The sequence below is a fragment of the Pandoraea sp. LA3 genome, assembly GCF_022696215.1.
GTDB classification, from domain to species: Bacteria; Pseudomonadota; Gammaproteobacteria; order Burkholderiales; family Burkholderiaceae; genus Pandoraea; species Pandoraea capi.
Genome location: NZ_PTPY01000028.1, coordinates 208,497 through 221,173 on the forward strand (window position 1 = coordinate 208,497; position 12,677 = coordinate 221,173).

Below are 12,677 nucleotides of genomic sequence, written 5' to 3' on the forward strand. Positions count from 1 at the left end.
TGGGTGGCGCCAGCGCGGGCGTGGTTCATCGGCAGGCGCAGACGAGTCAAGGGGCGTAGCACGCGGTGATCAACGCGATGGCGCGGCGGCATGGCGATGCGTTGTAGCCATACTGACGGCTTCGATCAGTGCGATGACACCGATATAGAGCAGCGTGGCGATGCCGAACGCCTGAAACGTCTTGAAGGTTTCCGTCTCGACCTGACGCGATGCGTACGAGAGTTCCGCCAGCCCGATCGCCATCGTCAGCGAGGAATTCTTCACGACGTTCATGTATTGCCCGAAGAGCGGCGGCAGGGCGATGCGCACCGCTTGCGGCAAGACCACGTGACGGAAGATCGCGAAGCGGGTGAGGCCGAGCGCCGCGGCGGCATGCGTTTGCCCGGCGGGCACGCCGCGCAGTCCTGCGCGAATCTCTTCACCGATGAAGGCCGTGGTGTAGATCGTCAGGCCGACGAAGCCTGCGAGGGTTTCCAGCGTCGGCCAGCGGATATCGAACAGCACGACGTGCCAGACGTGCGCCTGCGACAGCCATTGCACGGCATCCGGTGGCAGCAAGGCCGCCACGCCGAAATACCAGAAGAAGAGTTGTACCAGCAACGGCGTGTTGCGCATGAGCGCAACGAACGCGGCGGCAGGACGGGAGAACAGCGGGTTATCCGAGTTGCGCGCGACGGCCAGCACGAAGCCGAGCAACGTCGCGGCGGCGCTCGCAGCGGCCGCCAGCGCGAGCGTGACACCGAAGCCGGTCAGCAGCCAGCCGAGATACTTCGGGGCGAGCCAGTCGATCATGGCAGGAGTTCCGATGGGGGCATGCAAGACGCGATTCAAGACGTGATGCGAGACGCCGTGCATGAAGCAATGCAACAGGCCGGGCACGCACGGGGCTCTCATCCCATGCGCCCCGGCCGGGGCCGACGGGCAAGCGTCAGACGGTGACGGCTTACGACTTGCGCCTTACGCCTTGTCGCCGATCTTGAACAGACGCGGCAGCGGCTGGGCCGACTTCGGGCCGAACCAGCGGTCGTAGATGTTGGCGGCGGTGCCGTCCTTCTCCAGGTCGCGAAGCGTGTCGTTGACGAAGGTGGTCAGACGCGGCTCACCCTTGGGCACACCAACGCCCATGTAGTCGTTGGAGATCGTGAAGGCGGGGATCTCATAGTTCTGCTTGTCCGGCACGTTGGCGAGCAGACCGACGAGCTTCGGCCCGTCCTGCGTGATCGCCTGCACGGTGCCCGTGCGCAATGCGGCGAAGGCGAACGGCGTGTCGTCGAACGCGACGATGGTCGCCTTCGGGAATTTCTCGCGCAGCGTGATCTCGTTCGTCGTGCCCTTGTCGGCGCCGATGCGCAACGCGCTCAGTTGGTCCGGCGACGACAACGTGCCTTTCTTGGCGAGGAACTGCTGACCCGAGGAGAAGTAGGGAATGCTGAAGTCGACCTGCTTGGCACGCTCGTCGGTGATCGTGAAGTTGGCCAGCACGAGGTCGACCTTCTTCGAGGTGAGGAACGGAATGCGGTTGGCCGGGTTGGTCGGTTGCAGTTCCAGCTTCACGCCAAGCTTGTCGGCGAGGGCTTTCGCGTAATCGACATCGAGGCCGACGATCTTGTGCGACTGCGCGTCCACGTAGCCGAACGGCGGGTTGCTGTCGAACGTGGCAACGCGCAGCACACCGGCCTTCTTGATGTCGTCGAGCTTGTCGGCATGCGCGGCGAGCGGGGCGAGGGCGACGACGCCGAGCAGTGCTGCGGCGAGGGGCTTCGCAAGGGAAAGCCGTGCGGTGAAGCGTGCTGCGAGCGGTGCTGAGAAAGATGCGCGTGGTTGGCGATTCTGTTTTTGCATGGCCTGTTGGGCTCCGTTTTTCGTTGATCCGTGATGAGTCCCAAAAGCGTCGACGCATAAAGGCACGGCGTGGACAGACATCGACGGGGACCTGGCTGCGGGTAGCAGCGAGCGGGTATCAACGATAACGGGGCGGGCACGCGCGCCCAACCAACCGATTTTTCTTAGCAAAACGCCGACGCTGATAAGCGCCGGCGCTTTGTCACAACATCACTGCTTTACAGCATCAACTACGGCTTTACAGCTTCGCGGTCAAACGTACAACGAGAGCTACAACGAGAAGCGGCGATCAACCGTGGTAGCGGTCGTGGTCACGACCGCGATTGTCGTGACGATCCGGACCCGGGCCCGGGCCGTGATCCCATCCGCCACGGTTCAACTCCCAACCGTGCGGTCCCTGATGCCAGGCCGGTGCGCGATAGGCATAACCCGGGCGGGCACGTTCCCAATGACCGGCACGCCACGCATGGCGGTGACCGTCCCAGTCCCAGAAGCCCGGTGCCCAGACATAGCCTGCACGCGGCGGCGGCACCGGCTCATAGCGAGGTGCCGGCGGGGCGCCGATGCTGATCGAAACGCCCACCTGAGCGTGAGCCGGTGCAACAGCAACGCCGCCGAGCGTGGCAGCGACAAGCGCGATGGTCAAAGTCAGTTTTTTCATTTTCGCCCCCTTGAAAGCGAAGTTCTTGGTACGCCTTCATCGTACGGGGCGAAGGGGGTAATGACTAAGCAAATAGTCGTAAGAAAATGTTGAAAATGTTTCGTTTCATTCCACGAAAGTTCGCATCTGCAAAGGATTCGACGCCATCGGCAATCGGTCGGGATTGCCGATGGCGCACGGGTTTTACGGGGCAGCGATGACGCTTCGATCAAAGCGAATACGCGCGCTGATGCCGGTACTCCTGCGTGCGTCCGCCATAACCGTAAGCCGCGGCGCGCGCATCGATCACATGGATGTACGAGCACTGGTGAACGTTACCGAGTAGCCCCGATAGCGCTTCGAAAACCTGCGAGATGAATAGCGCCTTTTCCGCTTTCGTATTCGTCTCGTCCGTCACGCTGATATCGAGATGGAATGCGTTCTTGCCTTGCTCCGAGAGCGGCGCGCCGCCGATGAACCAGCGCTCGTGAGGAATGTAATCGACGGTCACGGCAATGACTTCCGGCGCCTTGTGCAGCGTGTCGACGGTCAATTGCGAAACGGCGCGTACGGCGTCGCGGCTGAGGGTGTCGTTGGGCGTGCCCGAGAGTTGCAGGACGATGTGCGGCATGGTGGGGCTCCTGAAGAATGAGAGTCGATGAAGACGACGAGTTCAGTCTAGGGAGTTGTTTGACATCGGAAAAGCGGGAATATACGATTCCATCCATCGGTTTCATCAATGGATGATGTCATGGTCCCCGGATTCGATTTCGATCAGTTGCGCACGTTCGTCGCGGTGGCCGAGGCGGGCAGTCTTTCCGCTGCGGCGCCGCGCGTATTTCTGTCGCAGTCTTCCGTCAGCGAGCAGATTCGCAAGCTCGAAGAGCGCATCGGCGTGACGCTGTTCACGCGAGGCAAGCAGGGCGTGTCGCCCACGCCGGCGGGCGAGCGTCTGCTTGGCCATGCCCGGCAGTTGATCGCGCAGTCTGAGCAGGCGTGGCACGACGTACGCGGCTTCTCGCTCGCGGGGGAATTGCGGCTGGCGATCACCGATTACTTCCGTCCTGCCGAGGTAGCGCGCATGCTGCGGCATCTCGGCGTGGCCTATCCATCGCTACGCATTCACGTGACGATTCTGAAAAGCGGCGTGATCGAGAGTGGTTACGACGCGGGCGATTTCGACATCGGGCTGTCGATGCGTGTGCTCGGCAAGTCGCTAGGTCGAGATGCCGTAGCAGGCACGCGAACGCTCGGGCGCGAGTCGCTCGATTGGGTGGCATCTCCCGATTTCGTGCTGGACGACGGCGCGCCGCTACCACTGCTGGTGCTGCCCGACACCTGCGCGCTGCATCGCTTCACCACGCAATGGCTCGACGAGCAGCAGGTGCCGTACGCCATCGCGCACGTGGCGTCGGGCGTGGCGGGGCTGCAATTGGCCTTGAATGCGGGATTGGGGGTGGCGTGTCTGAACGCGTCGGCGGCCGGCGCATCGCTCGTGCGCATCGAGACATTGATGCCGGGGCGGCGTCTGCCCGCGCTGCCTGACGCCGAATTTCACCTGCTGCCCGCGCGTCGCGGCGAACCCGAGTGGGTCACGCAGGCGCGCGATGCGCTGGCGGAGCAGTTGACGGCGTCTGCCGGAATTACAGCGCGTTGAGCGGAATCTTCAGATAGCGCGTGCCGTTCGCTTCCGGCGCGGGCATGTCGCCTGCGCGAATGTTCACCTGCACGGCGGGCAGGATCAGCGTGGGCATGTCGAGGGTGCGATCGCGGGCTTCGCGCATGGCGACAAAGGCGTCTTCGTCGATGCCGTCGTGTACGTGAATGTTCGCGCGTCGCTGTTCGCCCACGGTCGTTTGCCAGTTGGCGGCGCGCCCGGCCGGCGGGTAGTCGTGGCACATGAACAGGCGGGTTGACGCTGGCAGCGACAGCAGACGTCGAATCGACCGGAACAGCGTGTGGGCGTTGCCGCCGGGGAAATCGCAGCGCGCGGTGCCGACGTCCGGCATGAAGAGCGTGTCGCCCACGAAGACCGCATCGCCCACCAGATAGGCCATGTCGGCCGGTGTGTGGCCCGGCACGAACATCGCCTTCGCCTGCAAGGTGCCGATGGCGAACGTCTCGCCGTCTTGAAACAGATGGTCGAATTGCGAGCCATCCGGCGGTACGTCCGCACCCAAATGGAACAGCTTCTTGAAGACGTGCTGCACGTCGCGGATGTGCGCGCCGATGGCGATGCATCCGCCCACACGCTCCTTGAGCCAGCGCGCCGACGACAGATGGTCCGCGTGCGCGTGCGTCTCCAGAATCCAGTCGACGGTGAGTTGCTGCGCAGCGACGAAGGCGAGCACGCGTTCAGCCGAGCCGGTGTGCGTGCGACCGGCCTTCGGGTCGTAGTCGAGTACCGGGTCGATGATCGCCGCATGGCCGCCGGGCGCATCGAACACGACATACGTGACCGTGGCGGTGACGGTGTCGAAAAAGGCTTCGATGTGTGCTGGCGTGGCTGACATGACCGGCTCCTGCAAGAATTTATCGATTCATATATTATAAATCAGTAAAGTGTCCGCACTACACGTAACACTCCATGACATCGCGCAAAGCGGTGCGGCATGTTGTCGCTCCCGCTTTGTTCGGGTGTCCTGATTCGCCATCGATCCTGCCATGCCACGAGCCACTGCGCTATCCCCCGTCGAGCCGTTTGTGTCGGCGCCGTCTGCCGAGTCCGCCGCATCTGCTGCTGCGCTCGACGTGGCCCATCTGCGCACGGCCGCTCAGGGGGCCACGGCCTTGTTGCGCGCGCTCGCCAACGAAGACCGTCTGCTGATTCTGTGTCAGCTCACGCAGGGCGAGCGATCGGTGGGGGAACTGGAAGCCCAGCTCGACATCCGGCAACCCACGCTCTCCCAACAGCTCGCCGTGTTGCGTAGTGAGGCGCTGGTGACCACGCGACGCGACGGCAAACGTATCTATTACGCCGTGGCCGATGGGGCGGTGCTTGCCGTGCTTGCCTGTCTTTACGATCAGTTTTGTCCGAAACCTTGACGCTGTCCGTTGTACCCGTTGTGCCCGGTCCATCCGATTGAATCGATTTCCTCCGATCTCGCTGCGGGAGCTGGATTTCATGACACTCGACACACTTCATTTCACTCCCTGGGCATCGCTTGCCGGCGGTGTGCTAGTCGGGCTGGCGGCCGTCTGGTTAATGCTGTCCTCGGGACGCATTGCCGGCATCTCCGGCATCGTGGGTGGCTTGTTACGGCCGCGGGCGGGAGACGTCGGATGGCGCGTGGCGTTCATCGTCGGGTTGATGGCGGCGCCATGGGGGTATCGCGCGGTGGCCGTCGTCCCCGAGGTGCAGATCGAGGCGAGCACGGCGATGTTGCTCGGCGCGGGGTTACTGGTCGGCTTCGGCACGCGCCTGGGGTCGGGGTGCACGAGCGGCCACGGCGTTTGCGGGCTATCGCGTTTGTCGTGGCGCTCGCTCGTCGCCACGTTGTGTTTCATGGCGACCGGTTTCTTGACCGTGTACGTCGTGCGTCACGTGCTGGGTATGGGGGGGGCGGTATGAAGAAGCTGATTTTCGCGTTGATCGGCGGTTTCGTCTTCGGCGTGGGGTTGATTCTCGCGGGCATGGCGAATCCGGCGAAGGTGCTCGGCTTTCTCGACCTCGCGGGGAAGTGGGACCCGTCGCTCGCCTTCGTGATGGGCGGTGCGGTGGCCGTGGGCCTCGTAGGGTTCCGGCTCGCCCGGTCGCAGCCGCTGGCATGGACGGGGGAACCACGTGTCTGGCCGTCGTTGCGTGGCCTGGGGGACGTGGACAAGCGTCTGGTGATCGGTGCGTTGCTGTTCGGCGTGGGCTGGGGGATCGCTGGCATTTGTCCCGGCCCGGCACTGGTGTTGCTCGGCGCCGGCTCGGGCAAGGCGGTACTGTTCGTCGCCGCGATGGCCGTGGGCATGGCGATCCACGCCGTGGTCATCCGGCCCGAAGCGAAATCGACGTGACCGTCGCAGTCACAGTCACGTTCGGGCGTGTAAGCCCATGGGTGTCAGTGCTTTCGCGCTAACTCCGTGCCCGCGTCGGCGGGTAGCTGACGCGTGACCGGGATCGACAGCAGCGAGAACAGGCCGATGACCAGAAACGCGGGCAGGAAATCGCTCGCCATCAACTGGTCATGGCCGGCCAGTCGGCTGCTCGCCTGCAAGACCATCCCGGAGATCGTCACGCCCAGACCCAGCGACAGCTGTTGCACGACGCTCGCGAGGCTGGTGGCGCGGCTGGCATCCTCGCTGCCGATGTCGGCGTAGACGATCGAGTTCAGGCAAGTAAATTGCAACGACGGGAAGAAGCCGCCGAACGCGACGACACCCAGCATCACGATGACCGGCGTGTTGTGCGTGAAAAGGCCGTAGGAGGCGAGCGCCAGTCCCGCCAGTCCGGCATTCACGATCAGCACCTGACGGAACCCGAATCGGGCGAGCACTCGCTGCGCAATCGCTTTCATGAAAATCGCACCGAAGGCCGAGGCGCACGTGATCATGCCGGACTCGAACGGGTCCATGTGCAAGCCTTCCTGCAACGCCAGCGGCAGCAAAAACGGCACGGCGCCCAGACCGATCCGGAAGAGTGAGCCGCCCACGACGCTCGCATGGAACGTCGGAATGCGCAGCAGCCGGAAGTCGAGCAACGGGGTTTCCACGCGATTGGCGTGCAGCCAGTAAGCGTAGATGAACAACGCGCCGAGCACGCACATCACGATCACCACGGTGTCGCTCACCTGATGCTCGCCGATTAGCGCGAGCCCGAGCATGAGCAGACCGCTGCCGAGGGCGGAGAGCACGAAGCCGCGCGTGTCGAGCGGCCCGGCGTCGCCGCCGCGTTCGTTATCGATGTACTTGCCCGCGAGATAGATGCCGAGCAGGCTCACGGGAATATTGATGAAGAAGATCCAGCGCCAGTGAAGGTAGGCGGTAATCGCACCACCCAGCGGCGGACCGATGACCGGGCCGAGCAGGGCGGGCATCGTCAGATAGCCGATGGCCTTGACCAGCTCGTGCTTGGGCACGGCGCGGAAGATGACGAGGCGTCCGACCGGGACCATCATCGCGCCGCCTACGCCTTGCAGGAAGCGCGCGAACACGAACGTCGGCAGCGTGAACGACACCGCGCACAGGATCGATCCCGCCATGAAGATACCGATCGCCGTGCGGAATACGTTGCGCGCGCCAAAGCGGTCGGAGACCCAGCCGCAGATCGGGATGAAGATGCCCAGCCCCACCACGTAGGCGGTGAGCGCCATCTTCAGCGAAATCGGATCCTGATGGAGGTCGCGTGCCATGGCGGGCAGCGAGGTGGTGATCACCGTGGCGTCGATGTTCTCCATGAACAAAGCGCAGGCGATGATGAGCGGAATGATGACGGCGCGCGACACGATGGGGGGAAGACGGCTTGCGCAAAGGCTCGGATTTTCCCACGATTTAAGCGCTTGCTTCAATCGCCAAGGCGACGTTGATCGATGTTTTGCCGCCAATCGGGGTTCGGTGGGGCTCCACGGGCGTCCCGACATCCGATCGGTCAGACTGCCGGCGATCCGGCGATCCGGCGATCCGGCGATCCGGCGATCCGGCGATCCGGCGATCCGGCGATCCGGCGATCCGGCGATCCGGCGATCAGGCGATCAGGCGAACCGACGACCCGGCGATCAAACGATCAGGTCGCCGGCATCCATGCGGTAAAGCACGTGACGGCGCAGGCGATGGCCCGGCGGAATCAGCGGGTGCAGGAAGTCTTCGTCGGGACAATGATGCATGCCGATGCGTTGCATCACAGCGCGCGAGCGGACGTTGGCCGGCACGGTGAAGGACACGAGGTCGTCCATGCCGAGCGTGTCGAAGGCGAAGTGTGCCGCCGCCGTGGCAGCTTCCGTCGCATACCCTTTCGACCAGAATGCCTTCGCGAGACGCCACCCGATTTCGACGGCCGGCGCGAAGGGCGCTTCGAAACCCACTCGCATCAACCCGACGAAGCCGGCGAACGGTGTTACGCCCGGAATCTCAAGTGCCCATGGGCCGTAACCATGCGTCTGAAGATGCTGCGCAAGACGTAGCGCAACGGCGTCACTCTGCATCCGGTCCAGCGTTGTGGGGAAATGACGCATGACTTCGCGGTCGGCATTGAGCGCCGCGAAGCGCGGCAGATCGTCGGTATGCCACTGCCGCAGAATCGTTCGCGGAGTGACGATCGTGGGCGCCTCGGTGTCGAAAGGCGAATGAGGATCGGTAGCCGTCATCGATGGGGGCATGCGTTCAAATCCGTAGAGAATCGGCGCTAATTCCGACCGCAAATGAGAAATGTCATTTATCAGCAAAAGCTTAATTACGCCATCGACACGAGACCGAATCCACCGGAACGCCTCGATTTTCGGCGATCGGTCCGGGACTGACCCATCGACCGATTTGCTTATCTTACGAAAACTTATTCGATTCGTGAAATCGGATTGGCGTATGAGTTTGACGTATACGTCAACAAAATCGGGTCTGCGGCTCCCGCGTCCCGATTTATCGCTATTCCGACTGGTAGACGCGCTTCGATAGATATTGTGATGGCGTTCATTGGGGCGAACAGTGATCAGTTTGACAGATGCGCCCGACGAAAATGACGAAATACGACGAATCCTCAAGCTAAATCCTCAACTGAACTTATCCGTAAATTGCGGAGCCTCATTGAGAATTGTCCGATTGATTGATCTGTCTCCGGAGTGTTTCGGATAACAGAATGATCGGAATGCGCTTAAATATTTGTGATCGTATATTTTGATGCGTCGAATTATGTGTGAAGTTGTCCCGCGTTGGATTTCCTCCCGTTAGCCCGAAAAATCTTTCCCATCCTTGCAGTATGGTGCGTGAACCGATAGTGCCGCGTGGAGTCCTGAGCAGTTGGCAGCGAATTCCTCTCATATGGCAAGGGAATTGACTGGGTGTTCGGGACGATATGGACAGGCTTATCGGGGGATCGCCGGTTGCGATAATCCGGCATTGCTGCCCCGCTGTTGTGCATTTTCTGAAGTGTCTCTCGGACAATTCAATGAGATTTGTGCTTCCTCAGACTCATTTGATGGAAATGCGGTTTTCAAATTATTAAAACTCGTGTTATTTTAAGTGGCGATCCATTTTTAACAATGTAAGGACACGCCAGATGGCAAGCTATAAGGAACTCGTCGCGCAACGCGACAAAATCGAAAAGCAGATCGAAGAGGCCCGCGCCCGTGAAGTGGCGGAGGTCATTGCTCAAGTCAAACAGAAGATCCAGGAATACGAACTGACCGCGAAGGATCTGGGTCTTGCCACGACGGACGGTCGTCGCCGCGCCGTTCGCGCGCAAATCGCTCCCAAGTACATGAATCCGGCCACCGGTGAAACGTGGTCGGGCCGCGGCCGCGCGCCGAAGTGGGTCGGGAAGAACAAAGAGAAGTTCCTGATCAAGTAATTCGCCGGCGTCAGCCGGACTGGCATTGCCGGTCACATGCCAGGGTGGTTGGGGAGCAGACGTTGCTGTGTCTCACTCGCACAGCGTTGCCATCTGCCCAACGTGTCCCTGTGAGCAGTAGAGCACAGCCCAGTAGTCGTATTGCCCCCCAACCCGGATCGCCTGGCTGTGGCTTGATGTGATGCAGTGCCGAAAAAGACAAAAACCCGCCGTTCGTTCATCGACGGCGGGTTTTTTCATTGGGCGAGAATCGAATGGGCGCTTTGCGATGCCAACGAGGCGCTAACGATGTGCTGACGGGGTGCTTTCGGGACGTTTCCGAGGCAATGGCATCGTGTTATTCGGCGCCAGGATCGTCCGGCGGGAACATCAGCGTCACCTGCAAGCCGCCGGCCGGGCGGTTGGCGAACGACACGCGTCCGCCCAGTTGCTGGGTGAGCTTGTCGACGATGGCGAGTCCCAGTCCGCAGTGTGCGTTGCCGCCTCGGGCCGGGTCGAGTCGTACGAAAGGCCGCACGATGCGATTGATGTCTTCGTTGGAGATTCCCGGGCCGCTGTCCTCGATCACGAGACGCCAGCCGCTTGCATCCTGCGAGGTACGGATGGCCAGCGGTGCGCGCCCGTACGTTACGGCATTGTCGAGCAGGTTGTTGACGATGCGCTCCAGATACGTCTGGCGCAGCTTGAACCCCGGCCCGGCCTGCAAATCCAGTTCGACCGCGTAGCCCTGATCGAGGAATGGCGCGGCCAGCGCAGGAAGTCGCGCCTCGACCGGCGACGCCGCACTGTCGACCTCCACGCCGCGCGCGAACAGCAGGAACTGATCGACGATGCGTGTCATGGACTCGGCGTCACGCGTGATGCCTTCACTCATCTGGATATCGTCGAGCATCTCGGCGCGCAGTCGCAAACGCGCCAGCGGCGTCTTCAGGTCATGGGCAATGCCGGCGAGCATCGTATTGCGCTCGCGATCGGTTTGCACGATGTCCTGACTCATCCGATTGAAACGCTCGGTGAGCTGACGTAGCTCCAGCGGGCCGCGTTCCTTGACCTGCGTTCGAACGCGATGGGTCGCCAGCTGCTCGGCAGCGGCGGCCATATCCCGCACCGGGCGCTGCAACTGCCATGCGGCGAACAGCGCGAAGATGACCGTAATGCCGAGCACGGCGGCCAGCCCCGGCAGAATCGTCGCGGTCCCGGGCGGGTTGCGCACGGACAGTACCGGCGTGGCGATCCAGTAGTCACGGCCCGGCAGACGGGCCCAGATGCGCGGCGGCGGCGTACGTTCCACACGCAATTGCGTGCCGGCGGGCAAACGGCGGGCGAGCTCAGTCGTCAGTCGCGCGTTCTTGCCCGGCGGCTCGAAGACATCGCCATGCGCGAACGAGACGGGCACCACCTGCACGAGATCAGGCAACGTCAGATTCGAATTGCCCTCATGTACCTCGGACGCCGCCTTGATGATGAAGGCCATCTGCTCGGCGGCGTTCTGGACGCGCGTCTCGTCGTGATCGCTGCGAAGGATCGTGAGATACGAGAAATGGCTGATGACCAGCGCCGCAATGATGAGTACGGCAAGCCGGCCGAAAAGCGTATCGAAACGGCCTTTCATGCAGGGCTCCGCGTGTCGGCCGTCAGGGGAAACGAAAACAGAATCGGCTGCATGCCGGAGTCCTTGTCAGACCGGTGCATCAACCGGTCGCCATGTCGGCTCGCTGGCCGTCGGGAACGAAGATATAACCGCGTCCGCGTACTGTCTGGATGAAGCGCGGGCTCTGTGCGTCCTCGTCGAGCAGACGGCGCAGGCGCCAGATCTGTACGTCGATGCCGCGGTCGTTGACGTCGCTGTCGGCGCCGTAGAGCAATTCGATGATGCGTTCGCGAGACAGCACCTGCATCGCGTGATTCACCAGCAGACGCAGCAACCCGTATTCGCCGTCCGAGAGCGTGAGCAACTGCGAGTCGCGCGTGAGCGTGCGGCTGCGGAAGTCGAGCATGAACGGGCCGAACGCATAGTTTTCGCGTTGTTCGGGCACGGCGGCATCGGGCGTCTTGCGACGGCGCAACACCGCATTGATGCGCGCGAGCAGTTCGCGCGGGCTGAATGGCTTGCCCAGATAGTCGTCGGCGCCGATTTCCAGCCCGACGATACGGTCGATCTCATCGCTGCGCGCCGTGAGCAGGATCACCGGCACGTCGTCGTTGCGGGCGCGCAGGTCGCGCAAGGCCGTGAGGCCGTCGACCTTCGGCATCATGAGGTCGAGCACGATCAGGGCAGGGCGCTCGCGCTCAAGGCGGGCGGCCAGCCCTTCGCCATCGTGCATGACAGCGACGGAGAAGCCATGGCGGCTCAAATACTCGCGCAGCAGGTCACGCAGATCGGGATCGTCGTCGACTACAAGAATCTTCATATTCGCTCGGACAGGTTGTGTCGTCATGATAGTGGTCTCCCTGCTCTGCTTTACACGTGTTTTGTTTCCGGAAATTACAGTCTTGGTTGCCTGTAACGATGCGTAATAATAGAGCGAGCTGCGATAACGCACGAATTTCGTTCGCGTCACGTAAGCTTCGGTCTCTTAATCAGACGCCCTGATGCCGGTTTGATGTCTCGCTGATTCGTCATTATCAGGACGTCTGACGCACACCCAGCCGCACGCCCGACGCGCGTATGTCTCACGTCGCGGGAACGCTGTGGCAAGGCAATGCACG

15 protein-coding genes are annotated in these 12,677 nt (G+C 62.3%); 6 read left to right on the forward strand and 9 right to left on the reverse strand.

Features of this window, described 5'->3' with window-relative positions:
- Positions 1-69: 69 nt before the first annotated feature.
- The 4 genes from C5N93_RS09285 to C5N93_RS09300 all read right to left on the reverse strand — a co-directional run bounded on the left by C5N93_RS09285 (position 70) and on the right by C5N93_RS09300 (position 3,113).
- Complete coding sequence (locus tag C5N93_RS09285) at positions 70-792, reverse strand: amino acid ABC transporter permease (protein ID WP_242559028.1); 723 nt, start codon at positions 790-792, stop codon at positions 70-72.
- 165 nt (positions 793-957) lie between these two features.
- A complete protein-coding gene (locus C5N93_RS09290; protein WP_242559029.1) occupies positions 958-1,842 on the reverse strand; it encodes an ABC transporter substrate-binding protein in 885 nt (294 codons plus the stop codon).
- 289 nt (positions 1,843-2,131) lie between these two features.
- Complete coding sequence (locus tag C5N93_RS09295; RefSeq protein ID WP_242559030.1) at positions 2,132-2,503, reverse strand: YXWGXW repeat-containing protein; 372 nt, start codon at positions 2,501-2,503, stop codon at positions 2,132-2,134.
- A 208-nt stretch (positions 2,504-2,711) separates the two neighbouring features.
- The gene (locus C5N93_RS09300; RefSeq protein ID WP_242559031.1) at positions 2,712-3,113 is read right to left on the reverse strand and encodes a 4-oxalocrotonate tautomerase family protein; all 402 of its coding nucleotides are present in this window, start codon (positions 3,111-3,113) and stop codon (positions 2,712-2,714) included.
- 120 nt (positions 3,114-3,233) lie between these two features.
- On the opposite strand from C5N93_RS09300, the gene C5N93_RS09305 reads away from it, so the two are divergent.
- Positions 3,234-4,139: a LysR family transcriptional regulator gene (locus C5N93_RS09305; protein ID WP_242559032.1), complete on the forward strand. Its 906-nt coding sequence runs from the start codon at positions 3,234-3,236 to the stop codon at positions 4,137-4,139.
- On the opposite strand, the gene C5N93_RS09310 is transcribed toward C5N93_RS09305, so the two are convergent.
- Positions 4,126-4,995, reverse strand: a complete 870-nt coding sequence (locus C5N93_RS09310; RefSeq protein ID WP_242559033.1) for an MBL fold metallo-hydrolase — start codon at positions 4,993-4,995, stop codon at positions 4,126-4,128. The two genes, C5N93_RS09305 and C5N93_RS09310, sit on opposite strands and share 14 nt — an antisense overlap.
- A gap of 151 nt (positions 4,996-5,146) precedes the next feature.
- On the opposite strand from C5N93_RS09310, the gene C5N93_RS09315 reads away from it, so the two are divergent.
- The 3 genes from C5N93_RS09315 to C5N93_RS09325 all read left to right on the forward strand — a co-directional run bounded on the left by C5N93_RS09315 (position 5,147) and on the right by C5N93_RS09325 (position 6,487).
- Positions 5,147-5,527, forward strand: coding sequence for a metalloregulator ArsR/SmtB family transcription factor (locus C5N93_RS09315; protein WP_150719566.1), 381 nt, complete (start codon positions 5,147-5,149; stop codon positions 5,525-5,527).
- A gap of 79 nt (positions 5,528-5,606) precedes the next feature.
- Positions 5,607-6,053 carry a YeeE/YedE family protein gene (locus tag C5N93_RS09320; RefSeq protein ID WP_242559034.1) on the forward strand — a complete coding sequence of 149 codons (447 nt, stop codon included), beginning with the start codon at positions 5,607-5,609 and terminating at the stop codon, positions 6,051-6,053.
- On the forward strand, positions 6,050-6,487 hold the full coding sequence (locus C5N93_RS09325) for a DUF6691 family protein (protein ID WP_242559035.1): 438 nt from the start codon (positions 6,050-6,052) through the stop codon (positions 6,485-6,487). Before C5N93_RS09320 ends, C5N93_RS09325 begins: the two co-directional genes overlap by 4 nt.
- 44 nt (positions 6,488-6,531) lie before the next feature.
- Here the strand turns inward: C5N93_RS09325 and C5N93_RS09330 are convergent, their stop codons facing one another.
- Positions 6,532-7,866, reverse strand: coding sequence for an MFS transporter (locus C5N93_RS09330; RefSeq protein ID WP_242559036.1), 1,335 nt, complete (start codon positions 7,864-7,866; stop codon positions 6,532-6,534).
- Between C5N93_RS09330 and C5N93_RS09335 the strand changes: the two genes are divergently transcribed.
- Complete coding sequence (locus C5N93_RS09335; RefSeq protein ID WP_242559037.1) at positions 7,865-8,218, forward strand: hypothetical protein; 354 nt, start codon at positions 7,865-7,867, stop codon at positions 8,216-8,218. The two genes, C5N93_RS09330 and C5N93_RS09335, sit on opposite strands and share 2 nt — an antisense overlap.
- Here C5N93_RS09335 and C5N93_RS09340 read toward each other — a convergent pair.
- Positions 8,185-8,784, reverse strand: a complete 600-nt coding sequence (locus C5N93_RS09340; RefSeq protein WP_242559038.1) for a GNAT family N-acetyltransferase — start codon at positions 8,782-8,784, stop codon at positions 8,185-8,187. The genes C5N93_RS09335 and C5N93_RS09340 overlap by 34 nt on opposite strands.
- An 893-nt stretch (positions 8,785-9,677) precedes the next feature.
- On the opposite strand from C5N93_RS09340, the gene C5N93_RS09345 reads away from it, so the two are divergent.
- Positions 9,678-9,968 carry an H-NS histone family protein gene (locus tag C5N93_RS09345; RefSeq protein WP_069341589.1) on the forward strand — a complete coding sequence of 97 codons (291 nt, stop codon included), beginning with the start codon at positions 9,678-9,680 and terminating at the stop codon, positions 9,966-9,968.
- A 337-nt stretch (positions 9,969-10,305) separates the two neighbouring features.
- On the opposite strand, the gene C5N93_RS09350 is transcribed toward C5N93_RS09345, so the two are convergent.
- Positions 10,306-11,580 carry an ATP-binding protein gene (locus C5N93_RS09350; protein WP_242559039.1) on the reverse strand — a complete coding sequence of 425 codons (1,275 nt, stop codon included), beginning with the start codon at positions 11,578-11,580 and terminating at the stop codon, positions 10,306-10,308.
- 79 nt (positions 11,581-11,659) lie between these two features.
- Positions 11,660-12,379, reverse strand: a complete 720-nt coding sequence (locus tag C5N93_RS09355) for a response regulator (RefSeq protein WP_069341591.1) — start codon at positions 12,377-12,379, stop codon at positions 11,660-11,662.
- Positions 12,380-12,677 lie beyond the last annotated feature (298 nt).

What these genes read in the sequence shown, in the direction of transcription:
- C5N93_RS09285 (WP_242559028.1), bottom strand. Translation starts at nt 792, where the DNA reads ATGATCGACTGGCTCGCCCCGAAGTATCTCGGCTGGCTGCTGACCGGC.
- C5N93_RS09290 (WP_242559029.1), bottom strand. Translation starts at nt 1,842, where the DNA reads ATGCAAAAACAGAATCGCCAACCACGCGCATCTTTCTCAGCACCGCTC.
- C5N93_RS09295 (WP_242559030.1), bottom strand. Translation starts at nt 2,503, where the DNA reads ATGAAAAAACTGACTTTGACCATCGCGCTTGTCGCTGCCACGCTCGGC.
- C5N93_RS09300 (WP_242559031.1), bottom strand. Translation starts at nt 3,113, where the DNA reads ATGCCGCACATCGTCCTGCAACTCTCGGGCACGCCCAACGACACCCTC.
- C5N93_RS09305 (WP_242559032.1), top strand. Translation starts at nt 3,234, where the DNA reads ATGGTCCCCGGATTCGATTTCGATCAGTTGCGCACGTTCGTCGCGGTG.
- C5N93_RS09310 (WP_242559033.1), bottom strand. Translation starts at nt 4,995, where the DNA reads ATGTCAGCCACGCCAGCACACATCGAAGCCTTTTTCGACACCGTCACC.
- C5N93_RS09315 (WP_150719566.1), top strand. Translation starts at nt 5,147, where the DNA reads ATGCCACGAGCCACTGCGCTATCCCCCGTCGAGCCGTTTGTGTCGGCG.
- C5N93_RS09320 (WP_242559034.1), top strand. Translation starts at nt 5,607, where the DNA reads ATGACACTCGACACACTTCATTTCACTCCCTGGGCATCGCTTGCCGGC.
- C5N93_RS09325 (WP_242559035.1), top strand. Translation starts at nt 6,050, where the DNA reads ATGAAGAAGCTGATTTTCGCGTTGATCGGCGGTTTCGTCTTCGGCGTG.
- C5N93_RS09335 (WP_242559037.1), top strand. Translation starts at nt 7,865, where the DNA reads ATGAACAAAGCGCAGGCGATGATGAGCGGAATGATGACGGCGCGCGAC.
- C5N93_RS09330 (WP_242559036.1), bottom strand. Translation starts at nt 7,866, where the DNA reads ATGGAGAACATCGACGCCACGGTGATCACCACCTCGCTGCCCGCCATG.
- C5N93_RS09340 (WP_242559038.1), bottom strand. Translation starts at nt 8,784, where the DNA reads ATGCCCCCATCGATGACGGCTACCGATCCTCATTCGCCTTTCGACACC.
- C5N93_RS09345 (WP_069341589.1), top strand. Translation starts at nt 9,678, where the DNA reads ATGGCAAGCTATAAGGAACTCGTCGCGCAACGCGACAAAATCGAAAAG.
- C5N93_RS09350 (WP_242559039.1), bottom strand. Translation starts at nt 11,580, where the DNA reads ATGAAAGGCCGTTTCGATACGCTTTTCGGCCGGCTTGCCGTACTCATC.
- C5N93_RS09355 (WP_069341591.1), bottom strand. Translation starts at nt 12,379, where the DNA reads ATGAAGATTCTTGTAGTCGACGACGATCCCGATCTGCGTGACCTGCTG.